General features: G+C 57.5%; 18 protein-coding genes, 1 tRNA gene and 1 pseudogene. 12 read left to right on the top strand and 8 right to left on the bottom strand.

The annotated features are described in order from the left end of the window. Nucleotides 1–61: 61 nt before the first annotated feature. Nucleotides 62–1,264 (bottom strand): FAD-binding oxidoreductase, encoded by a 1,203-nt coding sequence (locus ASD54_RS07010; protein WP_062553906.1) that lies wholly within the window; start codon nt 1,262–1,264, stop codon nt 62–64. Between ASD54_RS07010 and mnmD the strand changes: the two genes are divergently transcribed. After that, complete coding sequence (gene mnmD, locus ASD54_RS07005) at nt 1,263–1,988, top strand: tRNA (5-methylaminomethyl-2-thiouridine)(34)-methyltransferase MnmD (protein ID WP_062553905.1); 726 nt, start codon at nt 1,263–1,265, stop codon at nt 1,986–1,988. The genes ASD54_RS07010 and mnmD overlap by 2 nt on opposite strands. Here the strand turns inward: mnmD and ASD54_RS07000 are convergent, their stop codons facing one another. After that, on the bottom strand, nt 1,989–5,636 hold the full coding sequence (locus tag ASD54_RS07000; RefSeq protein WP_062553904.1) for a response regulator: 3,648 nt from the start codon (nt 5,634–5,636) through the stop codon (nt 1,989–1,991). Nucleotides 5,637–6,007: 371 nt separating this feature from the next. Between ASD54_RS07000 and ASD54_RS06995 the strand changes: the two genes are divergently transcribed. Then, nucleotides 6,008–6,346, top strand: a complete 339-nt coding sequence (locus tag ASD54_RS06995; RefSeq protein WP_062553903.1) for a hypothetical protein — start codon at nt 6,008–6,010, stop codon at nt 6,344–6,346. 318 nt (nt 6,347–6,664) lie between these two features. Then, a complete protein-coding gene (locus ASD54_RS06990; protein WP_062554724.1) occupies nt 6,665–8,353 on the top strand; it encodes a DEAD/DEAH box helicase in 1,689 nt (562 codons plus the stop codon). A 62-nt stretch (nt 8,354–8,415) separates the two neighbouring features. Here ASD54_RS06990 and ASD54_RS06985 read toward each other — a convergent pair whose 3' ends face one another. Further along, on the bottom strand, nt 8,416–9,297 hold the full coding sequence (locus ASD54_RS06985; RefSeq protein ID WP_062553902.1) for a DMT family transporter: 882 nt from the start codon (nt 9,295–9,297) through the stop codon (nt 8,416–8,418). A gap of 296 nt (nt 9,298–9,593) precedes the next feature. Here ASD54_RS06985 and ASD54_RS06980 point away from each other — a divergent pair, with 296 nt between their 5' ends. The 6 genes from ASD54_RS06980 to ASD54_RS06955 all read left to right on the top strand — a co-directional run bounded on the left by ASD54_RS06980 (nt 9,594) and on the right by ASD54_RS06955 (nt 16,035). Beyond that, a complete protein-coding gene (locus tag ASD54_RS06980; RefSeq protein ID WP_062553901.1) occupies nt 9,594–11,006 on the top strand; it encodes a circularly permuted type 2 ATP-grasp protein in 1,413 nt (470 codons plus the stop codon). 6 nt (nt 11,007–11,012) lie between these two features. Beyond that, entirely contained in the window at nt 11,013–11,954 is a 942-nt protein-coding gene (locus tag ASD54_RS06975; RefSeq protein WP_062553900.1) for an alpha-E domain-containing protein, read from the top strand. A gap of 36 nt (nt 11,955–11,990) precedes the next feature. Beyond that, the gene (locus ASD54_RS06970) at nt 11,991–12,857 is read left to right on the top strand and encodes a transglutaminase family protein (RefSeq protein WP_062553899.1); all 867 of its coding nucleotides are present in this window, start codon (nt 11,991–11,993) and stop codon (nt 12,855–12,857) included. A gap of 84 nt (nt 12,858–12,941) precedes the next feature. Continuing rightward, a complete protein-coding gene (locus ASD54_RS06965; RefSeq protein WP_156379120.1) occupies nt 12,942–13,403 on the top strand; it encodes a hypothetical protein in 462 nt (153 codons plus the stop codon). 118 nt (nt 13,404–13,521) lie between these two features. Continuing rightward, nucleotides 13,522–13,598, top strand: a tRNA-Arg gene (locus tag ASD54_RS06960). 100 nt (nt 13,599–13,698) lie between these two features. Next, nucleotides 13,699–16,035, top strand: coding sequence for a phage integrase N-terminal SAM-like domain-containing protein (locus ASD54_RS06955; RefSeq protein ID WP_062553897.1), 2,337 nt, complete (start codon nt 13,699–13,701; stop codon nt 16,033–16,035). Here the strand turns inward: ASD54_RS06955 and ASD54_RS06950 are convergent. Together ASD54_RS06950 and ASD54_RS06945 are read right to left on the bottom strand one after the other, a co-directional pair. After that, nucleotides 16,017–16,550: a hypothetical protein gene (locus tag ASD54_RS06950; RefSeq protein ID WP_062553896.1), complete on the bottom strand. Its 534-nt coding sequence runs from the start codon at nt 16,548–16,550 to the stop codon at nt 16,017–16,019. The two genes, ASD54_RS06955 and ASD54_RS06950, sit on opposite strands and share 19 nt — an antisense overlap. 369 nt (nt 16,551–16,919) lie before the next feature. Then, nucleotides 16,920–17,579 carry a recombinase family protein gene (locus ASD54_RS06945; protein ID WP_062553895.1) on the bottom strand — a complete coding sequence of 220 codons (660 nt, stop codon included), beginning with the start codon at nt 17,577–17,579 and terminating at the stop codon, nt 16,920–16,922. Between the two features lie 363 nt (nt 17,580–17,942). Here ASD54_RS06945 and ASD54_RS06940 point away from each other — a divergent pair, with 363 nt between their 5' ends. Then, nucleotides 17,943–18,200 carry a hypothetical protein gene (locus ASD54_RS06940; protein ID WP_062553894.1) on the top strand — a complete coding sequence of 86 codons (258 nt, stop codon included), beginning with the start codon at nt 17,943–17,945 and terminating at the stop codon, nt 18,198–18,200. 85 nt (nt 18,201–18,285) lie between these two features. Here the strand turns inward: ASD54_RS06940 and ASD54_RS06935 are convergent, their stop codons facing one another. The 3 genes from ASD54_RS06935 to ASD54_RS06925 form a co-directional block, all read right to left on the bottom strand. Next, nucleotides 18,286–18,924, bottom strand: a complete 639-nt coding sequence (locus ASD54_RS06935; RefSeq protein WP_156379119.1) for a hypothetical protein — start codon at nt 18,922–18,924, stop codon at nt 18,286–18,288. A gap of 307 nt (nt 18,925–19,231) precedes the next feature. Further along, the gene (locus tag ASD54_RS06930; protein ID WP_062553892.1) at nt 19,232–19,882 is read right to left on the bottom strand and encodes a hypothetical protein; all 651 of its coding nucleotides are present in this window, start codon (nt 19,880–19,882) and stop codon (nt 19,232–19,234) included. Further along, nucleotides 19,879–20,115: a hypothetical protein gene (locus tag ASD54_RS06925; RefSeq protein WP_156379118.1), complete on the bottom strand. Its 237-nt coding sequence runs from the start codon at nt 20,113–20,115 to the stop codon at nt 19,879–19,881. The genes ASD54_RS06930 and ASD54_RS06925 overlap by 4 nt, the downstream gene beginning before the upstream one ends. A gap of 288 nt (nt 20,116–20,403) precedes the next feature. On the opposite strand from ASD54_RS06925, the pseudogene ASD54_RS26525 reads away from it, so the two are divergent. Continuing rightward, nucleotides 20,404–20,803, top strand: a pseudogene (locus tag ASD54_RS26525) (P-loop NTPase fold protein); the annotation flags it as partial. 64 nt (nt 20,804–20,867) lie between these two features. Continuing rightward, a protein-coding gene (locus ASD54_RS06915; protein WP_156379116.1) for an IS3 family transposase occupies nt 20,868–22,057 on the top strand; the annotation gives its coding sequence in 2 pieces (ribosomal slippage) (nt 20,868–21,120 and nt 21,120–22,057; 1,191 coding nt in all). Nucleotides 22,058–22,075: the final 18 nt, after the last annotated feature.

Genomic DNA, 22,075 nt, shown 5'->3' with positions numbered 1-22,075 from the left:
ACCTCGCCGAGCAGCAGATAGGTGATTCAGATGACAGCGTGACGACACGGATATGTCGATTTTACTCCGCGGATGCAACTTTCAGATGATGCTCCAGCACGTAACTACCCGGAACCAACATTGGCTGCCCGGCCATGCCGGAAAGGACCGCATCCGCCAGACGATGGGCGATCCCGAACGAGACCTTGAAACCGCCTGTCAGTGCGAAAACATTGGGCGCATCGGGATGCGGGCCAATCATCGGATCGCGATCCACCGCCCGTGGCCGCAAGCCGGCCCACCGCTCTACCAACGGCGCCTCGGCAATCGCAGGACACAGACCCCGCGCCTTTTCGACAAGCGCATCCAGCCGATGATCCGTGTCGAACGGCGCATCGAACTCTTCCTCGCTCGTACTGCCGATTGCAACCGTGCCATTCTCGTGCGGCACCACATAGACCCCGTTGAGATAAATGATCGGAGCGTCTGCCGGAACATCCGCCTTCAGCAAGGCTGCCTGTCCTTTCACGCCACGCCCCAACGGCTTGCGAAGCACCGGCCCCAGCCTATCCAGCAGCCCAAAGGAACCGACGCCTGCCGCAACCACTGCCTGACCGAACCGGATGTCTTCGCCATTCGACAGGATGGCCCGACCAGGGAGAAGCCTGGCAACGGCCTCACCATCCAGCCGGCTTACGGTCGGCAACTGGTCGCAAGCAGCCACGAGTGCGGCGACCAGACTGCGCGGCGATACACGTCCTGCCAGACCGTCATCGATCAACCCGGCACCACACGCGTCTGGAGAAAGCCAAGTGGGATCGGCAGGTGTATCCAGCACCCGCCAGTCGAAACGCCTCTCCCCGCTCTGCCATCGAAGAACTGCATCCTCGCCATTGCGCTCGGCAATCTCTCGCAGATGCGGTTTGGGCAGCGGGATCAGCCGCCCGCACCGGCTATAGCCGCAGGAAAGGCCTGTTTCAGCCTCCAGCCGCGCTACCTCTTCTTCGAGTTGCACGAGCGCATCGAACTGAAACTGTTTCTTCTCGTTCCAGCGGTCGGGCGTGTGCGCCATCAGGGCGCCAAGCAGGCCGCCGCTCGCACCCGCGGCGGGCGCCTGTGCATCGACGAGCAGGGTCTTCAATCCAGCGCGGCCAGCCTTCAGCACAAGCCATAGACCCATGACACCTGCACCGATGACCAGAAGATCGACGGCGCGCCTTGCCGATACGGATTGACCGCCGGAGGGCAGCACATTATCCGCATGGGTCAGAAAAGGATGAACCATGACGGCTCCCGGACAGACTGAAAACGAGGCGACACCGCTGGAATGGCGCGAGGGCGATATGCCCTATTCCACCCAGTTTGGCGATCACTTTTATTGCCAGACCGATGGCAGGCTCGAATGCAGCCACGTGTTCCTGGCTGGAAACGGTCTGCCGCAACGCTGGCAGAGGCCGGGTGAATTTCGCATCGGCGAACTCGGCTTCGGAACGGGCCTGAATTTTTGCGAAACATGGCGCCAGTGGGGGCAGACAGCACCATTCGACGCAAGCCTGCATTTCACCTCATTTGAACTGCTGCCGATGGCCTCATACGAAATAGACCGCGCACTTGCCCATTGGCCGGAGGTGGATGCAGAGCGCAAGGCACTCGCTGCCCTCTGGCCGGAGCGGCCCGAAGGCATCGTATCGCTTAACCTGAACGATCGGGTTCGCCTGACTGTCGTTTGCGGCGCAGCGGAGTTATGTGTTCCGCATTGGGATGGCGCGTTCGATGCGTGGTTTCTGGATGGGTTCGCACCCTCGCGCAATCCGGCCATGTGGTCGCTGGAGCTCATGACGGCAGTCTGCAAGAAAACCGTCCTGGACGGTACATTCGCCACTTATGCAGCGGCAGGCTTCGTGCGGAGAAATTTGCAGGCGGCAGGCTTTGTCGTGGAACGACGGCCGGGCTTTGCGGGCAAGCGAGAAATGCTGTGTGGTATCAGGCCTTCAGACGATCCAGCATGATCAGACCTGAAAAGCGCCGTCGGCTTCCGCATCCGGTGAATACCACTCACTGATCTTGGCGATCAGGATTTCCGGGCTGATCGGCTTGGAGAGATAGTCATCCATTCCCGCTGCCAGACAGAGATCACGGTCGCTTTCCAGCGCGTGGGCCGTTACGCCGATGATCGGGGTATGGCCACCTTCCGACCGCTCGATCTCCCGGATACGGCGGGTTGCCTGATGTCCGTTCATGAGCGGCATCGAGACATCCATCAGGATGAGGCGCGGTCTTTCTTGCATCCAGGCGGCAACGGCCTGTTCTCCATTTTCCTCCATGCGGAAGCGCACGCCCATGGATTGCAGGATCTGGGTGAAAACGATCTGGTTCACCTCATTGTCTTCCGCGACCAGAACTTCAAGTCCGCCGGGCGGTGGACGAACGACGCCACCCCGGAGCATCGGAGCCTCTCGCGCAGCACTGGCAACAGGCTTGACGGGCCTCGTCGAAACTTGCTTGGCAGCTTCCGAAGCGTCCCTGTCTCGCCTGCCATTTCGCACCACATCGACGAGCGTGGAGTGCAGCAACTGCCCGCGCGCCGGCTTCATGAGATGCGCCTGAACATTCAGGCCTTCATTGCCCACCTCCGCATGCGCCGTATCCATGGAGGTCAGGAAAATGATCGGCAGATCGGCCAGCCGCGCATCTTTGCGGATGGCTGCCGCAACGGCAAGCCCGTTCATGTCAGGCATCTGGTAATCGAGGATGAGGGCATCGACCCGTACGCCAAACTGGTCGGCCGCCTTCAGAACGGCAAGCCCTTCCTCACCGCTGGCGGCGGCAACGCCATCGAAGCCCCAGGATGCAAGTTGTTCGGAGAGAATCTGCCGGTTGATGGGATTGTCGTCGATAACGAGAATCTTTGCGTTCTGCACGCTGGCTGGCGTGGTGAGCGAGACCCCGCTTCCCGGGGCCGCATCGAAGGGCAGAACGGCAGAAAAGATCGAGCCCTGCCCGATCTTGCTCTCTACGCGGATCGTACCGCCGAAGATTTCCACCAGACCCGCTGTGATTGATAGCCCCAGACCGGTCCCTTCGTGGCGACGCGTCGAGGAGCCGTCAACCTGGGAAAACTTCTCGAAAATCCGGTCCAGTTCCTCGTTCGGAATGCCGATACCGGTATCTTCTATTTTGAGGTGAAGCGATACCCGGTCGTCTTCACTGCGCTCGGCATGGACATCCACCAGCACATGCCCCTGCTCCGTGAACTTGATCGCATTGCCCAGCAGATTGGTGACGATTTGCCGGAAGCGCCCTGCATCGCCAAGAACCCGTGTACCGCCGCCGCTCGCCTTGACGATGAGCTCGATGTCCTTTTCCGCCGCCGAGGAGGACAGGAGCGTCGCGACATCCTCCACGGCGTCGATGACATCGAACGGCACTTTCCGCAGCGTCATCTGCCCTGCGTCGATCTTGGAGAAATCCAGGATGTCGTTGATGATCGTCATCAGCGCCTTGCCTGATTTCACGATGATTTCGGTAAAGGTCTTCTGCTTTGTATCGAGATTGGATTTTGAGAGCAGTTCTGCCATGCCAAGGACGCCATTCATCGGCGTGCGGATCTCATGGCTCATATTGGCGAGGAACTCCGATTTCGCCTTGTCAGCGGCTTCCGCCCGCGCCAGCAGACGCTGAAGCTCCCGCTCGCGGTGGCGGATCTCGGTGACATCGGTGTAAACGGCAAGATATTGCTGCTCGCCGCTCTTCTTCATTTCAAGGTCAATATAGCGATCGCCCCCAATACACATGGAGACTTTCGCGCTTGCCCCGCCAACAGGCCCCTGCGCCCACTCCAGCAGTCTATGGACCACCTTGTCCGCGTCAGGAATATTGCCTCGCTCGATCAGTCGCTGATACAGCGGTCGCCATTGCTTGCCCACCTGGAGATCTTCCTCGGGAAGATCCAGAAGGCGGTGGACCGCATCATTGCAGAAGGCGATGTCCTCGCCATGCATGATGAGAATGCCTTGCGACATCGCACCGGTTGCATCACGCATCATCTCCGCATGGCTGTCGAGCGCCTCTCTGGCCTCCAGCGCTTCCTGCTCCCGACGACGGATCGCTGTAATGTCGACGCAGGTAAAGAGGATCTTGTCGCCACCCACATGCATCCGGTCCACGAGAATGCGGCGGCCACTCGGATTTGAAAGCTCGAACTGCGGGATGGGGCCCGGGCGACACAGCATCTCGATCCGCTGGCGGATCAGGGTATCGAGATCGACATTTTCGTGGTCATACATCCCGCGGGCAAAATTGAACCGCAGGAAATCCTCATACTGCTCCCCGGTCCAGTTTCGATATTCGTCGCCATCCGCTCTCCAGAACTCGTTGAGCGTCTGGTTCACATATTCAAGCCGCATCGTGTTGTCGAGAATGGCAAGGCCAACGGGCAGAGCTTCGAGGATGGCCTTCAACTGCTCATGCATGGCCTCGGCGCGCCGTTGCGCATCTCTGGCAAGAGAAACGTCCGTTATGGAACCGACAATGTAAGGTTCACCCGACGGCGAAGAAATCCGGCCAAGTCTGGTGATGGCCGCCATGACGTGTCCGTCCTGGAAGATGACATCTTCATCCTTTTCGATACTGCCGCCATTTTGCAGCAGCCTTTCATTTTCCTCGCGATATCGATCGGCAGAATCCGGAAACATTTCCTGCTCCGTCTTTCCGATGAACCTTTGACGGTCACCCCCCAGCATTTCCTCATAGATGCGGTTGACATAGAGAATGCGGTGACGGCTATCGCGCAGGAACACGGCAACTGGCAGATCCTCAAATGCCGCACGGAAAATCTGGCCTTCCTCCACCTCGCGAGCAAGGCGCATTTCCTGCACCTTTTGGTCGGTCACGTCCTGCCGCAACATGACCATCCAGCCATTGTTCAACCGCTTGTTCACGCTGCGAAGCCAACGGCCATCCGGCATCGGCTCCACCGCATGCCATTCCGGCCTGCGCAAAACCTCAAGACGGGTCTCGACAGCCTCACCACCCATCAAGCTGGCTTCCGTGCCATAGTCGTTTGCCGCCTCACCGGCGCGGAATGCATCTGCAACGATGTCGCAAAGCCTGCGTCCGATGGACAATGGCGTATTGAGCGCCTCAAAGTGCACGCGCATATGCTCATTGAAAAAGACGAGCGTCTCGTTCTGGTCATAGATCGCGATTCCGGCGTCGAGAAGATCGAGAGAAGGCCCGAGGACGGCCAGATCCGTCAGGCCGTCAGACGGGGCACAGCCATCCGGCACCAACGGCTGCTCTGGCTCTGCATGCGGCAGATAGAGAACAAACAGAAAGGCGCTGTTGTCATGGGACAGGAAGCGTTCAATCTGGATGTCATAGAGCGGACGGCCGCAATCTTCCCGTTCGGTTGCCACTTCTTCGGTCCCGAAGACAAGGGCCCGCCTCTGCTTGTCCTCAAGCTCTGCGCTCTCGGTGAGCCCGCGGATATCCTCGGCGCGACGGCCCTTGAACAGGGGAAGCGGAATGCCGCAGAAGCTCGCATAGGCGGCGTTGACCGCCACATAGCGCAGGCTGCTATCCTTGATGAAGGCAGGCGTCGTCAGATCGCCGATCCGGCGGCAAGCCTTCTCCAGTAAAGCGCTGTCGTTCTCCAACTCGTCCCCCAAGAACCACGCTGAACTCTGGATCACTGATTCGCATGGTGCGCTGTTTCTAAAGAATTGACACGGGTATAGTTAACCAACGCTTGATATAACGGGGCATAAGCCACCGAAATTCTGCATCTGAACCGGCGTTTGGAGCAGAGACGTATCGAATCCGTCTCCATAGCCATTCACAGATTTGCCGCGTATTTGCCGAAGTCATGCCATATTGCCAGCACCGCGAGCAGATTTGAGCCGGCAGAACAATTTCACGTTTCGTCTGGCTGAACGCCTGTTCAGACTTCTCTTCAGCGCTTTCCATCAAACTGCCGCCTTTATATTTCACTCTCGGAATGTGCCCAGAAGGGTGAAAGGAAAGATCCATGTTCGCATTGAGCAAAGTCATTACGTGCAGTCTGGCGGTTGCGACCGTGACAAGCGCGCTGGCGGTCACGGCGCCTGCGGCAGAAGCCCGGGACGATTTCGCGGCTGGCCTTGCCGGTGGCCTCGTTGGCGGCCTGATTGGCGGTGCCATTGCCTCGCAGCCTCGCGGTCCGGTTTATGAAGGCCCGGTCTATATCGATCCGCCGCCACCACCGCCGCCACGCCGCGTTTACTACGAGCGTACCTATTATCGCCCGGCCCCGGCGCCTCGCTGCCATTACGAATGGCGCGAGAATGATTGGGGCGAGGCTTTCCGGGTGCGGGTGTGCCCGTACTGAGGAGCGCGGATCGCTTCGTAAGATGATGATAATTGCCAGAGCCCGCGCCAATATGGCCGCGGGCTCTTGACTTTTTGTGTGCAAAGCAGCACATGCAGCCCAGCTTTCACCTTCCGGCCGCCGCGTGAGCAGGCCCTGCGACGAAAATGGCTCGCGAAGAAGGCAAGCGCCACGAGTATTGGCCTTATTTGGCCAGCGCTGGAAAGCAGTTTCCACACACAAGTTCCCAATTCACGCGGGGTTCTTGACGCCAGATGAAACCGGTTCGGCATGGTGCCTGACCGGCATCCTCGTTTGGCGCCCCGAAAGGTATTCGACTTGACGAATTTCCATGAGCTTGGTCTTTCCAAGCAGATCGTAGCCACTCTCTCCCAGCTGGGCTACGAAACGGCGACCCCGATCCAGGAGCAGGCGATCCCGCTTCTTCTTCAGAGCCGCGACATGATTGGCCTTGCCCAGACGGGCACAGGCAAGACGGCAGCATTTGGTCTGCCGCTCATCGAAATGCTGTTGAAGGACGCAAAGCGCCCCGACAACCGCACCACCCGCACCCTCATCCTGGCCCCGACCCGCGAACTGGTGAACCAGATCGCTGCAAATCTGAAGGCCTATGTGCGCGGCACACCACTCAAGATCAACTCCGTCGTTGGCGGCGCTTCGATCAACAAGCAGCAGCAGATGCTGGAAAAGGGCACCGACATCCTGGTCGCCACACCCGGCCGTCTGCTCGACCTCGTCAGCCGTCGCGCCATCGGTTTGACGACCGTGCGCTATCTCGTGCTTGACGAAGCGGACCAGATGCTGGACCTCGGCTTCATCCATGATCTGCGCAAGATTTCCAAGATGGTGCCGAACAAGCGCCAGACGCTGCTGTTCTCGGCGACCATGCCGAAGGCGATTGCCGATCTGGCCGGTGACTACCTCAAGGATCCGGTCAAGGTCGAGGTTACCCCTCCGGGCAAGGCTGCCGACAAGGTAGAGCAGTATGTCCATTTCGTGGCCGGCAAGAACGACAAGACCGTACTTCTGAAAAACGCCCTCCTGGCGAATCCGGATGGCCGTTCCATGGTCTTCCTGCGCACCAAGCATGGCGCGGAAAAGCTTTCCAAGCATCTTGCCGATCAGCAGTTTGCCGTGGCCTCGATCCATGGCAACAAGAGCCAGGGCCAGCGCGAACGCGCCCTGAAGGCGTTCCGCGATGGTGAGATCAAGGTGCTCGTGGCAACCGACGTGGCAGCCCGCGGCATTGACATTCCCGGCGTGACGCACGTCTTCAACTATGATCTGCCGGAAGTGCCAGATGCCTATGTTCACCGCATTGGCCGTACCGCCCGTGCAGGCCGTGATGGCATCGCGATTGCGTTCTGCGCCCCGGATGAAACGCGCCTGCTGCGCGACATCGAGCGCCTGATGAACATCGAGATCACCGTTGCATCGGGTCAGCGTCCAGCTGAAATGCGCAGCCCCGCGCGCCCGACCAAGGCTCGCAATGGCGGCAATCGCGAAGGTGGAAACCGTGAAGGCGGAAACCGCGACGGTGGCAATCGTGAAGGTGGCCAGCGTTCGGCAAACCGCAATCGCGGCGAAGCCCGTCCGGCACGCCGGCCCATCTTCGCTGATGGCGAGGCAGCACTGGAGCGCGGCGAAGGCCGTAGCAACAACCGTCCGACCCGTCAGCGCAACGAAGACTTCCGCGGCCAGCGTCGTGGTGAAGAAGCGCCGCGTTTCGAAGCAGACAATGATCTGGCCGCAACGTCAGACTTCGGACAGGGCCGCAAGAAGCAGTTCGGCGGTCCGCAGGGCGAAGGTCGCCCGCATCGCGCCGAGGGCCGTCCACAGGGCCATGGCAAGCGTGACCATGCAAGCCACGGCGCACACGAACCGGGTGCAAAGCGCCCGCACCGTGGTGGTCAGGGACGCCCAGGCCAGGCCAAGACCGGCGGCAATGGTGGCCCGGTAAAGTTTGGCGGCGGCGAAGGCCAGCAGAAGCGTCGCGATCGCGCCTGATCAATCACACATATCTTGATCTCAGAAACCCGCTCTCGGCAACGAGGGCGGGTTTTGCCGTCTCAGGCGTTCGGCTTGCGATTGACCAGATAAACCCCGGTCACCACAATCACCGTTCCAATCACCATTGGCACGGTCAGAGCCTCTCCGAACAGCACAGCGGCTTCAATGGCCACCAGCGGCGGCATCATGTAAATCAAGGATGCCGCGCGCGAGACCTGTCCGCGCCGGATGAGGTAGAGCAACAGGCCCACCGCTCCCATGGAGATGCCGAGCACCGACCAGGCCATCGCCGCGATCGCAGGAACGGTCCAGTCGAACCGGCCCGTTTCCAATCCATGGGCCAAGGGCGCCGTCACCGCAAAGGCACCCAGATATTGCAGCGTCGCGATCGCGCGAAGATCTCCGCCTCCCAGAAAGCGCTTCTGATAAAGCGTGCCGAGCGTGACGGAAAGCATGGCGATGAGGTTGATCAGCACCGGAACCGCAAGTCCGGTCAGGCCGCGCTGCAGAACCCCGGCAAACTGAGGCGACACGGCGATTGCGATGCCGGCAAAGCCAAGCGTGAGACCGGCAACCTGTATACGGCTGATCCTCTCGCGCAAAAGCAGGAAGGCGCACGCCGCTGTCAGCAACGGCTGAAGCCCGGCAATAACGCCCGAGAGACCGGCCGGAACACCCTGCCCGATCGCCCACCAGAGCCCTGACAGATAGAGGCCATGTAGCAGGATGCCGGACAAAAACGCATGGAGGCCCTGTTTCAGCGTGCGTGGCCATTGTGCTTTCGAGACCAGGACGAAGCCGGCAAAGACAACCGCTGCGAGCGCATGGCGAGCACTGAGGAATGTCAACGGATCAGCATGGGCCGCTGCAATCTTGGCAACGATCCAACCTGTCGACCAGAGGACCACGAAGATGGCAGGAGCCAGACGGTCAAGCATCATTTTAGCCTTGAATCAAATGCTGATAGATTGTGCAGATGCTGCTTAAACCTCATGCAGGAACAAGGCAAAGCAGAAGTGTTGAACAATCGCGGAAACGGGAAAGATAGCAAAAGCAGTGCGTTTGCATGAGCGTTAGGCCATCTTGGCGCACAAACTTCGAGCAATCTGGCGCGCCTTTGCGCTTTATATCAAGCCATCAGACAGCATTGCCTAATTAATTTGTTTTTCGATGACGCATGGTTCTTGCAATGCTGTTTGCGTTGTACTCTTATGGTCCAAAATCGGGGAACGCACCATTGGCATTTGATGAAATGTTGACTGCGGAAGACCTTCCGCGCCCACCATACAAGACTTACCAGGAGTGGTATGCCGCACAGGATCCTGCGCATCTGATCCAGAAGTCGCAGGACGCGGAATCGATCTTCCGAAAGACGGGCATTACATTCGCAGTCTACGGACATGCCGATTCCTCTGAAAAGCTCATTCCCTTCGATATCATTCCCCGCATCATCTCAGCGCGCGAGTGGCGCAAGCTGGCCCAGGGCATCGAGCAGCGGGTTCTGGCACTCAACGCCTTTCTGGACGACATCTATCACAAGCAGGAAATCATCCGCGCAGGGCGCATCCCGCGCGAACTGATCGAGAAGAACGAAGCCTTCCTTCCGGAAATGATCGGCTTCAAGCCGCCGGGCGGGGTCTACACCCACATCGTCGGCACCGATATCGTGCGCACCGGCGAAGACCAGTTCTATGTGCTGGAAGACAATGCCCGCACGCCCTCCGGCGTCTCCTACATGCTGGAGAACCGGGAAACCATGATGCAGATGTTCCCGGAACTTTTTGCCATGAACAAGGTGCAGCGGGTGGAGGACTACCCCTATCTGCTGCGGCAATCGCTGGCATCGCTCGCCCCTCCCGGCTGCAAGGGCAAGCCGCGCGTGGCGGTTCTGACGCCCGGCATCTATAATTCCGCCTATTACGAGCATTCCTTCCTGGCTGATACCATGGGCGTCGAACTGGTCGAAGGATCGGACCTGCGCGTCATCGACGGCAAGGTGAAGATGCGCACCACCCGCGGCTATGAAGCCATCGATGTGCTCTACCGCCGCGTCGATGACGACTTCCTCGATCCGCTGACCTTCCGGCCCGACTCTGCGCTTGGCATTCCCGGCATCATGGATGTCTACCGTTCCGGCAACATCACCATTGCCAATGCGCCGGGAACCGGCATTTCGGACGACAAGGCGATCTACTCCTACATGCCGGAAATCGTCGAGTTCTATACCGGACGCAAGCCACTGCTCGAAAACGTGCCGACCTGGCGCTGTTCCGAGCCCGACAGCCTGAAATATGTTCTGGAGCATCTGGAAGAGCTGGTCGTGAAGGAAGTTCACGGCTCCGGCGGCTATGGCATGCTGGTCGGGCCGACAGCCTCCAAGAAAGAGCGGGCTGATTTTGCCGAGAAGCTCAGCGCCCGCCCCTCAAACTATATTGCCCAGCCAACGCTTTCGCTGTCTACCGTGCCGATCCTCGTCAACAAGGGCATCGCGCCCCGCCATGTGGATCTGCGCCCCTACGTTCTGGTATCCGACAAGGAGGTCAAGATCATTCCGGGCGGGCTGACCCGCGTCGCCCTGAAGAAGGGATCCCTGGTAGTCAATTCCAGCCAGGGCGGCGGCACCAAAGATACGTGGGTTCTAGAGGACTGAGCGAACATGCTGGGAAGAACTGCGAACGGCCTCTACTGGATGTTCCGATATATCGAGCGCGCCGAAAACATCGCGCGTCTCGTCGATGCGGGTCTGCGCGTTTCGTTGACGCGGACGGGCTCGACGGATGAGGATTGGGATGGCGTGCTGCAAAGCGCAGGCGTGCGCGACGAATATGTGGAACTGCACGGCAAGGTGACCACAGCCAACGCGATCGACTACCTGCTGCGTGAAAAGACGAACCCTTCCAGCGTCATGTCCTGCATCGACTCCGGCCGAAACAATGCGCGCATGGTACGCACCGCGCTCACCCGTGAAACCTGGGAAGCGACCAACGAATGCTGGATCGAACTCAAGCAGCTCTTGGAAAAGCGAGTGAAGCCTGCGGATCTGCCAGCTGTGATCGATACGATCAAGCGGCGTGCGGGCCTGATCCGCGGCGCCTTCCACGGCTCGATGCTGCGCAACGATCTGTATAACTTCTCGCGCATCGGCACCTTCATCGAGCGTGCGGACAACACCAGCCGCATTCTGGACGTGAAGTATTACGTGCTGCTGCCGGCCGTCAGCCAGGTGGGCTCCTCGCTCGACAATTTCCAGTGGGAATCCATCCTGCGGTCTGTTTCGGCGCACCGGTCCTACGGCTGGGTCTATGATGCGGAGTATCGCCCCTCCAACATCGCCGACTTCCTCATTCTCAATCGCCGCATGCCAAGGTCGCTCGCCTATTGCTACGAAAAGATCGTCAGCAATCTGCGCTATCTGGCGGAGGATTACGGCGAGCGTCACTCCGCGCATGATACGGCGGACAGCATCCGCACGATGCTGAAACGCGGCGAGATCGGCGATGTGATGGATCAGGGCCTGCACGAATTCCTTGAGGATTTCATCAGCCGCAACAACCAGCTCAGCGTCGAAATTTCAGAAGGCTACCGCTTTTACCGTTGAGCGGGGCATGGGCACACCGGGGGACGGATTGGCCATATGCGTTTAAAGATTTCTCATACGACCGAATATCTCTACGAAGAGCCGGTTGCCTATGCACTCCAGCGTCTTCGGCTGCACCCGCAGTCGAGCCATGTACAAACGGTGCTTAACTGGTCACTGAGTGTCGAGGGCGCCAAGGTGGAAGCCGGTTATAACGACCAGTTCGGCAACCGGGTGGATCTTGTCTCGATCGAAGGTGGTGAACACACCATTCGCATCACCGCCACAGGCGAAGTGGAGACGATTGACCGCGCTGGCGTGCTCGGTCCGCATCACGGCTTCGTGCCGCTGTGGCTCTATCTGCGCGAGACGGAACGCACCAAGCCGGGCACGCTCGTCAAGGAACTGGCCCGCAGTGTGACTGGCGACAGCGAGCTTGCGCAGATGCATGCCCTGATGGAATTGATCCACGCCAATGTGGAATACAAACCCGGCTCCACCTCGTCCGAAACGACGGCTGAACAGGCGCTGGAAGCGAAGGCGGGCGTCTGTCAGGACCATGCCCATATCTTTGTTTCGGCTGCGCGCTTCCTGAAGCTTCCGGCGCGTTATGTCTCCGGCTACCTGATGATGGAAGACCGGATCGAACAAACTGCGACACATGCCTGGGCGGAGGTGCACATCCCGGGTCTCGGATGGGTGGGCTTTGATGCGGCCAACAAGATCTGCCCGGACGAGCGCTATGTCCGCATTGCCTCCGGCCTCTGCTATAGCGACGCAGCCCCGGTTTCCGGCATGCGCATTGGTTCCGCAGGCGAGGACCTGACGGTGACACTGAGTGTCGAAGGCCCAGGCCAGAGCCAGTCGCAAAGCCAGACAAGTGATCAGGGCGGCACGCAGTCCCAAAGCCAAAGTCAGGCTTGATCAAACCCGACGACCGAAATGGGTGCGGCGCGCAAGCTCCGCACCAACTGTCTGCTGCAGAATATCTCTTCGAAAGGGGAGCCGATGCTGTTCGGAAAATCTGTCTTCCAGTCTATTCTGACCCGGCTTGACGATGAGGATGCGCAGGCGGCAGACGCCCAGCCGCAGGCCAATTTTCGTGTGTCTGGCCTGCCGATGGGTTTCGTCACGGAAACCTGGGAGAGGCCTGAGCCGTCGCCGACAGAGAGCCTCTATCGCCTCTATGGCCTTGATGAAGAACAGACGCTCTCCAAGGTTGAAGAGCCGCCTCCCCCTCCGCCTGTCATGCCGCCGCATCTTGCCCGTTTGTCGGACACGGAAATTGCCGAGGATCTTGCCCTCAAACCGCAGGATACCCCGGAAAAGCTGATGGCGCGACGCCGTGCTTTCGCCAAGTTCAATCATCCCGATCGCGTGCATCCCGATTTCCGCCCGCAGGCGACACGCCGGATGACAGTCGCGAACATGTTGGTCGACCAGGCTCTTCGCCTGCATCCGCATCGATGACGAATGAACATTATGGGTGAGATACCACTTTTTTGCAGCCCGGGCGATTGATGCCGCCCCTGACCTTTGTTATGAACCTCCCACCGGCACAGTCGTCCGCACAGAACGATTCTGAAAAGCACCCGTAGCTCAGCTGGATAGAGTGTTGGATTCCGATTCCAAAGGTCACAGGTTCGAATCCTGTCGGGTGCGCCATTATCTTCTTAGTGCATTGAAAGTCAAAAACATCTAGGGTTTCAGAACCTTAGAGCCAGCCGAGTGCTTCACATGGCTAGTTCTCAAGGGTTCGTCACTCATGGCTGGAATGACCTATATGCAGCGCCGTCCGTCAGGCATCTACGAGTTTCGCAAAAGGCTTCCTCAAGAGATCGCAGGAAAACCAGCGCCGATTCGCATTCGTGGCGAGCTTGCAGAGCTCATCAACGCAAAGACCGGCAACTTCAAACAGTTCCTAACCATCTCCCTCAATACCACTGACCAGAAACGGGCAAAGCGGGAGGACCTGAGGCAGGCGGCTCGTGTCGCTGACCTGTACGAGAAGGCTTTGAGGTTGCTTCAGGCAAAGGCTGAGAGCAAAGGAACTGCGGTTAGCCCTGAGCTGCCTCCGATGCAGCAAATTGAGGATCACTTTTATCAGACCGTATTGGCAGACGATGAAAAGCTCCGCCGTCACGGAGATGCTCGAAGACAAATGCAGTCACCAGAAGAACGCTCCCGATATAGCCTTCTGGAAAGCGTTAAGTTTGGCGGCTTGGGTCTGTCGGAAAGCCACATGGTCGTACTTGACGAAGAGATAGCCCTCTTACTGGCAGACTTCCGCAACGCTTTGGCCAGATACGATACCACAATTGCGCGGGCTCCACTGCTAGCCCATTTGGCGGGCCTAGGGTGCTCAGTTCGAGAAGAGAACGCCTACTTTCAAGACGCTAGCTTGGCAGTCCTGAGGGGTCACGTGAGAGGCTATGAGGCACTTCTCGAGCGCCAAAAGGGACGAGTGATTTCGACACCTGCCCCCGTTGAGGTCGATGCCACCAAGAAAGGCCCGAAGCTGTCGGAGGCCTTCGACCTTTGGAAGGCAGGAAGCCAAGCGAGAGGCGGCAAGAAGCCAGCGCCTACAACAGTAGCTGAGGCTGAGCGAGGGGTCCGCTATTTCATACAGTATCATGGAGATATGCGCCTTGGGGACATCAGTAAGGAGAAGGTTCGCGACTTTAGGAATGCACTATCTCGCCTCCCCACCCGCTTGACCGCTGCACAGAGGAAACTACCACTCAGGCAACTTCGCAAAACACAGTCCATCCGCTTTTCGCTGCGAACAAAAAGTCCAGTCGAGGCTCGAAAACGTGAGCGCAAAATCACACAATTTTTAGACGGGCTGTTCGCAAGGCTTCGTACCAAACAAGTGGTCGAATTGAGTCACCGGCAGATTCAGGCATTATCGGGTTCATTTTATGCGGCTTGGGCTTCGGAGCCGGACAGGTTTCCAGATCGGCTGCTTTATGCCGATGGGCTTGGACTACCTTGCACTGCTCCTGAAGACTATGATGCAGAGGCAAAGAAGTTACGTCAGTTGAGCGAAACCTTGCGGGTCATTCTTCAGCCAACCCTCGGGGACGCGCCACTGGCTTCCTTGCTTCGGGTGTCTGACACACTGCTGATGCTGCACGGCATTCCGAAAGCCACCGAGGCAAGCCGCCGCCATCTAGCTAAGGCACTTGCCAAAGAGCTGCCTGAAGCCATCGCCACACGAGCACGCTTTGCAGACGGAGATTATCGAATTGATGAGCGCCTATCCCGCTTTCCGGCTTGGGAAAACATAGGGCTGATAGCACCGGCTACAACGCACACAAAAAGACGTAGTAGCAGCACCACGCTATCGAGCCTTCTTGATGGCTGGTGGTCTGCGAATCAGTCGCTCGGCAAATCAGTCGCCACTCACGAAAAGTATGTCATCTCGTTCAAGCACCTAAAGGACTTCCTGAGGCACGATGAAGCCTCTGCGGTCACCAGCGATGATATCCGCAAGTTCCGCGATGAACGCCTGAAGACAGTCGCGCCGGTCACCATCAGGTCTAACCTCATTGCCTTCAAGAGCGTCTTTGCGTGGGCTGTGGATCAACGCTTCATGGATCGCAATCCGGCAGAGGGAGTCAGCGTCCAGAGGGGCAAGAAGGTCAAGCTTCGAGAGCGGGAGTTTACCGACAAGGAAGCTACCGCGATCCTGCGGCATGCCAACACCCTGCGGAACGATCCGAACCTTTCAGACACCGGGCTGGGCAAGCGCTGGGTGCCGTGGCTTTGCGCCTACACTGGGGCTCGCGTTGGGGAAATCGTGCAGCTCCGCAAAGAGGACATCCGCCAAGACAAGGGCAGTTGGGTCATCACCATCTCGCCTGAAGCTGGCTCTGTGAAGACCGGCGAGGCCCGTGAGGTCCCTCTTCACGCCCACGTCATTGAGCAGGGCTTCTTGGATTTCGTGAAGGCGTCCCCAAAAGGCTACCTGTTTATCCACCTGAAGAAGGGCGCTTCGTTCCGTCAGACATGGCGAGGCAGGAAGAACGTTATAGCTGCCTTTGTGCGTGAGGTGGTGCCAGACCCCAACGTTGCCCCTAATCACGGCTGGAGGCACTGAGTGTATTGCGTGGTGGCGTTGGCTTGAAGTGCCTCAACATGCGGAACCAGCCCGGCCAACACATCGGGGTCCTGGCTGCCTACGTTGTTGCGGACAAACTCACCGAAGAACGTAGTGAAGGCGTTGGGGTCCTCACTATCCTTCCCTTGCCAGTTGTCCCAAGCGTCCTGCCACTTGGTTCGGAGAGTGTCACCGGCTGCCGAGCCCTGAGCTTGCTTGAAGCTTCTGACGTACTGAGGCGAGTAGTGAGCAGGGAGCTTGCCTTCAGTGACCGCTCTGGCCATCTCGCCAGTATGATCCCGTAGGAAGTCAGCACGCGCCTGAATGTCATCTTGACGCTTCTGCTTCTCGTCAACTGTGCTGAGGTAGGTTTGTAAGCCCGAATTTGCCGTGGCAAGGCTTTCAGCAAGACCCCTCAGCGGTGATGGGGCGGGCTTGATGAAGGTATCCACCGGACTGGCAACGGGCCTTAGCTGAGCGGACAGTGGGAGCTCTTGAACGGGTGCTCTGGCCATGGGTCAGCGTCCCGCCTGCCGAGGGTTCGGCAAGATGGTTGAATACATTGATGGGGTTCCTTTGGTTAGTATGCTTTGGGGTAGGCCATCAAGCTAGGAGGGACCGATGTTATCAGACGCGAGAGGGGTCAGCTTGACGGTATCTGTAACAGTTATTTTGAAGGGTAACGAAAAGCGCGGCTTTCTCTTCGGTACTGTGGGAATACTCTTCCTCAACTAAGGGAATGGTTTTGAGCGCCTCTTCCACTACGGAGGGATTGCTCTGAGGTGCCCCACTGCCACCGCAATCTGCCAGCTCTCAGCAAACGATAAAGCCCGCCGATGGGGTACCAAAAGCGAGCTTCTCTTACTGCACTGTGGGAATGGACTTTAAGCCGCTGCACGCTCCAGCACTCTGGAGACCTGCATGGCGCTCCACTTGCTGCCTCGCGAGGTAGTGAGACCCATGGAGTTGAGAGCCTCTGCAATCCCTGTAAGCGTCTTGCCAGCATCACGCATAGGCCCGATCACCTCTATCAGCCGCTTCGCTTCCGCATTGGCCTTCACCTGCATGGCAGCGTTGCGCTTCATCGTGGGGTCTCGCATTCCGCCTAGCTTTGTGCCCCGCTCCTTGGCCGCTTGCAGCGCTGCCTTGGTGCGTTCTGAAATGAACTTCCGTTCCTGCTCAGCAAGGGCCGCGTAGATGTGGAGTTGAAACTTGTCAGCAAATGGCATTTGGGCAACGCGAAGCTTGAGCTTGGGGTCATCCATTAGGGCAGCGATGAACGACACCTTGCGGCTCAATCGGTCAAGCTTGGCTACAAGGAGCTCAGCGCCACTCTTCCTGCACATCTCCAGTGCGGCGTCCAGCTGTGGTCTGCGGTTATCTCCACCGGATTGGATATCCTCAAACTCTGCAAGAACCGTGTAGGGCTCCTCAGAGAAGTTCTTCAAGAACACCTCGATGTCTTTGTCCTGGCCATCCAGCCCTAGGCCGCTCTTGCCCTGCTCTTCCGTGCTGACTCGCTTGTAGACCACGTACTGCTTCATGGGGATTTCCTCCGTTAATCAGAGGATATGATCCATTTCACAAATGTCAACGACCGTTGTGATTGTTAAAGGCTTAGCAAGCAGCCTGCCTTTCTGCACTGTGGGAATGCCTTTTCTCTACGCTGGGAATGGTCTGCCGGGTCTGCTCACATGGGCACTATGCCAGCCGTCGAGCTTCCCTATTGCACCCGGCAAGGAGGGGCATGAAACCACCACAATGGAGACCGCCTAGGGGGGCACGGGGGGAAACCTCGCCGCCGCTGCTACGTGATCACCTCTGAGATGTGTGACCCCAAATTTTAGTCGGAAGCTTCACTTTGAGCCACCGTAATGCTAGCCGGTGTGGCACACGGAGGAGATGAGATGCGAGTCTACAGGCTGGAGCCGAAGTCAGGCGTAAAGCAATACGCAATTCAGAAGCATGGCTTCTACATCTTAGGAGACCGCAAGAGGTTTGGCAAAAAGCAGCACCATTCTGCTAATGAAGTGCTTGTTCCAACCGAGCAGGAGATGATTGATCTGATCTTGGAGGGCCATTACGTCCGCGTAAAGGATGATGTTGATCCTCGCGGCAATCTCGTGCGGCTCAACCTCTACATTGACGGGAAAAAGGTAACCTAAAGGGCGGCATCAGGCAACACTCTAACGATTCGGTGGCGTAAAGCGCGTAGAATGCAGTTGCTTTGAAGAACACATGTGCTCGCAACTAATCGTCTTTAACGAGACTCTCTGAATCGATCAACAATGTCAATTCTGCAAGCCTTGGACTGGCCTTATAGCTTAGTCCTCCCGCAGTCAGCAGAGGGATGAAAAGACCAGATCGGCTAACGGCCGCCGCAATGGCAGAGGTCTCCTCCTCTTGGTAACCACTGTTCTGCATGCTTTTAAGAATAAGGCCCCAGAACCTTATATCATCGGGCATCGTTCCCGAAACAATTTCCTTGTAGAAACGGACGGCGTGTCCCACGAACATAAGCTCATCCCGTGTCATATGCTCAAGGACACCCGCCCATCTCCTAAAAGCCTCCTCACTCAGACTTCGGTTTCGCTTCAGTCCAACTACAATCTGCATCAACAATCGCAGGTTTCGCCGTGCTGCGCCTTCAGAAGCAGCCTTAGAATATCGCAAAAGCACAGCTACAAAGGGTTGAATATCTGACTCGTGGAACTCTACCCTGCCAAATGACAGCTCCTCAATGGCAACGTCTACTGCCTCTTGGTTCTTCTTGGCTAAGTACTCATCAGCGAGTTTAGAAAAGAGCCCACCGCCCGGAGTGAGTATGGAAAGGATGTCGCCCGCTAAGGCTGCTCCGAACGATAACATTCGGCTATTTTCATCCTTCATGGAATTATCTCCTTACCGAGACCATAAGCCAGAAGCTAATCGAAAGCCGGAGAAAGACAATCCTCAGACATGCCTTGGAGTTGTAATTGCAGCATGGCTCTGCGGCCTGGAGATGGCTTCCAACGATACCTCGATGTGGCGACGAAGAGCATAGTGCCTTCAAGCCATCCTTTGGGGTTCGTGGAGAGGCTAAGGGAAACCCATTGCCGCTGGTGCCGAAGCAGCGAATTCCCGGGGTGTCTCAAATCGACGATTGCGCCATCGCACGCGATGTGTTTGGTGACCCTAATCACCTAGATAGTTCTAACTACGCAAAGGCAGGCTCCCCAAATTCAACCATCCGTTTAAGATCTTCAACGGCGTAAATATGAACCCTCACAGGGAAAGGTGCAGCAGAATTTGCTAAATCGATGTCAACCTTGATCTTCACCTGCACCTGAATCGGAAGTATTTCTTCAGTAATGATTATCAGATCCACCGCGAATCCTGACTTAAGTTGGTCATCGAGACCCTCGTAATAAAGTACTATATCATCAATCGAGGATTTATATTTATCCACCGGCAGCTTGCCATTGGTTGTGTACTTTACCTCAATCACTCTGATTAAGTCACCATTAGTCACAACAGCATCAAGAACTATATTCCTGTTAAATCTCGGCGAAACTCGACGGCGGACGGTACCTCTCTGGCCGAGGGTAAGTAGGTTTACCGCCAATTCTTCAGCCAACAGAAGCCTAGAGGCTCTAGCAGCTCCTTGTGTAAAACCGTCGATGGCCCCGCCTTGATCTGACCCAACCACAGCAGGACTCTGCGGCGGCATTGACGTTGCCTGTCCCGCCAGATCCTCGCCTTCAGCAGAGACCGGAGGGGTCCCGGCTGCCTTTATATCGTTAAGCTCAAACCGCAACTTTGAAAAGGTTGCTTCAGTCATAGCATCAACAAGGCCAAGTGACTTCAAGAAATTTTGCTCATCTTTGTAGTCGGCAGGCGCGTAAAGGTTTTTTGGCCTACTCCAAAGGATACAAAAAAGCAAACAACAAGCACTGTTGGGAACAAAATCAAGAACCAAACATAGGCTCTTTGGGTCTCTGGCTGGAGAAGCGGCAGCACAACAGTACCGCTAACCTCTGCGAGAGCTGCGAAAATTGCGATAATCGTCAGGGGATTGCTCACATGTGTGATTTTACTCATCTTCGAAGCCCCCTGCTCAAGAGCTCGCATTACCAGAGGATGCAAACCTCTTTCAAGAGCATTCCTGCCTCAAACTAGAGGCCCATAGCCACACCTCACCGACTACCGACAGCCATTCCCATAAGCTACAAGGATCTCAACCGCAAAATATAAACCAAGGTGGCCTTGCCAATTATGCACGCGCCCCCCAGACTTCGGCGAAGTTTAGCATAGGGGTGAGCACGAGTGAGAGGGTTCTTCAGTCAGAAAAGACCAGTCAGCTCCCCAAGCGTGGCTCACCGAGTCAAAATGACTACAAACCTCCCTGAAGAGCTGCGAAGCCACTACCTGGCATACTACCTGACCCTACCCCAGCCACGTTTCGCAGTGCTAGTCAGAGGACTTTGGGGGTCCGGGAAGACCCATTTTGTACGATCGTATCTGAAGGAGTGGATCAGTCAAAATCCTGAAGATAAAATCATTTGGGTGAGTCTTTACGGTGCTCAAGACGTCAAACAAATCGCAGACGCTGTATTTTCGGCCAGATACCCAAGACTAGCCCACCCAGTCAGCAAGGTCTTAATTGGCGCGGCTAAAAATTGGCTTAAAATGACCTGCCACTGCGAATTTCCTCCAGAATTGATTAGAGTCCGGCCCATCAGAGGACGGACGAATGAAGAAGCAGAGATTTACGGAAGAGCAGATTATCNTGACCTGCCACTGCGAATTTCCTCCAGAATTGATTAGAGTCCGGCCCATCAGAGGACGGACGAATGAAGAAGCAGAGATTTACGGAAGAGCAGATTATCGGGGTGCTGCGTGAGCAGGAGGCTGGCGCGAAGGCTGCCGACCTGTGCCGCAAGCACGGGATTTCCGAGGCGACATTTTACAACTGGAAGGCCAAATACGGCGGCATGGATGTCTCCGAAGCAAAGCGGCTGAAGGCGCTTGAAGAGGAGAATGCGAAGCTGAAGAAGTTGTTGGCCGAGCAGATGCTGGATGTTGCCGCGCTCCGCGAGCTTCTGGCAAAAAAATGGTAGGGCCTGCCGCCAAGCGTGACGCCGTCGCGCATCTGAAGGCCGTCATGGGTCTTTCGGAGCGGCGGGCCTGCCAGATAATTTCCGCCGACCGCAAGACGATACGCTATCAGTCCTGCCGACCGCCGGAGGCCGAATTGCGAATGAAGCTGCGCGACCTCGCCAACCAGCGACGGCGTTTCGGATATCGGCGGCTGTTCATCGTGCTCCGGCGGGAGGGCGAGCCATCCGGCGTCAACCGCATCTACCGGCTCTATCGCGAGGAGGGTCTTTCCGTGCGCAAGCGCAAAGCCAGGCGTCGCGCTGTTGGCACGCGTGCGCCGATCCTCGTTGAAGCAAAGGCCAATGCCCGCTGGTCGCTGGATTTCGTCCACGATCAATTTGCGTGCGGCAGGCGTTTCCGCATCCTCAATGTGGTCGACGACGTCACGCGCGAATGCCTGGCGGCGATCCCGGACACATCGATATCAGGTCGTCGTGTCGCGCGAGAGCTGACGACGCTTATCGAGCGACGGGGTAAGCCCGGCGTGATTGTCTCCGACAACGGGACCGAACTGACCTCGAATGCCATCCTTGCATGGTCGAAGGATCACAAGGTCGAGTGGCACTACATCGCGCCGGGAAGACCAATGCAAAACGGCTATGTCGAGAGTTTCAACGGCCGCATGCGTGACGAGCTGCTCAACGAGAGCCTGTTCTTCGGTCTCGACCATGCCCGTAGCGCCATTGCGGAATGGGCCGACGATTACAATAATTTTCGGCCACACTCATCGCTCGGATACCAGACCCCGGCGGATTATGCCGGGATCATCGCCGCAACCGGCTCCAACGCTACGCAATGTGGAAGCTTCGCGTTTCCGCCGGTTGCTCCCACCGCGCCATTTCGCGTAACAAAAAACGCCGAGGCTCTAATCACCGCCGGATGAAAGTTCAGTGGCAGGTCA

It is taken from the genome of Rhizobium sp. Root149 (genome assembly GCF_001427345.1).
Lineage (GTDB): Bacteria > Pseudomonadota > Alphaproteobacteria > Rhizobiales > Rhizobiaceae > Neorhizobium > Neorhizobium rhizoryzae.
Note: the sequence above shows the minus strand (reverse complement) of the source record. Positions and strands in the feature narration are given on the sequence as shown.

Bases quoted from the DNA above. Each gene is read 5' to 3' on its own strand.
- mnmD (WP_062553905.1), top strand. From the start codon at position 1,263: ATGACGGCTCCCGGACAGACTGAAAACGAGGCGACACCGCTGGAATGG.
- ASD54_RS07010 (WP_062553906.1), bottom strand. From the start codon at position 1,264: ATGGTTCATCCTTTTCTGACCCATGCGGATAATGTGCTGCCCTCCGGC.
- ASD54_RS06995 (WP_062553903.1), top strand. From the start codon at position 6,008: ATGTTCGCATTGAGCAAAGTCATTACGTGCAGTCTGGCGGTTGCGACC.
- ASD54_RS06985 (WP_062553902.1), bottom strand. From the start codon at position 9,297: ATGATGCTTGACCGTCTGGCTCCTGCCATCTTCGTGGTCCTCTGGTCG.
- ASD54_RS06975 (WP_062553900.1), top strand. From the start codon at position 11,013: ATGCTGGGAAGAACTGCGAACGGCCTCTACTGGATGTTCCGATATATC.
- ASD54_RS06970 (WP_062553899.1), top strand. From the start codon at position 11,991: ATGCGTTTAAAGATTTCTCATACGACCGAATATCTCTACGAAGAGCCG.
- ASD54_RS06965 (WP_156379120.1), top strand. From the start codon at position 12,942: ATGCTGTTCGGAAAATCTGTCTTCCAGTCTATTCTGACCCGGCTTGAC.
- ASD54_RS06955 (WP_062553897.1), top strand. From the start codon at position 13,699: ATGGCTGGAATGACCTATATGCAGCGCCGTCCGTCAGGCATCTACGAG.
- ASD54_RS06950 (WP_062553896.1), bottom strand. From the start codon at position 16,550: ATGGCCAGAGCACCCGTTCAAGAGCTCCCACTGTCCGCTCAGCTAAGG.
- ASD54_RS06945 (WP_062553895.1), bottom strand. From the start codon at position 17,579: ATGAAGCAGTACGTGGTCTACAAGCGAGTCAGCACGGAAGAGCAGGGC.
- ASD54_RS06940 (WP_062553894.1), top strand. From the start codon at position 17,943: ATGCGAGTCTACAGGCTGGAGCCGAAGTCAGGCGTAAAGCAATACGCA.
- ASD54_RS06935 (WP_156379119.1), bottom strand. From the start codon at position 18,924: ATGAAGGATGAAAATAGCCGAATGTTATCGTTCGGAGCAGCCTTAGCG.
- ASD54_RS06925 (WP_156379118.1), bottom strand. From the start codon at position 20,115: ATGAGTAAAATCACACATGTGAGCAATCCCCTGACGATTATCGCAATT.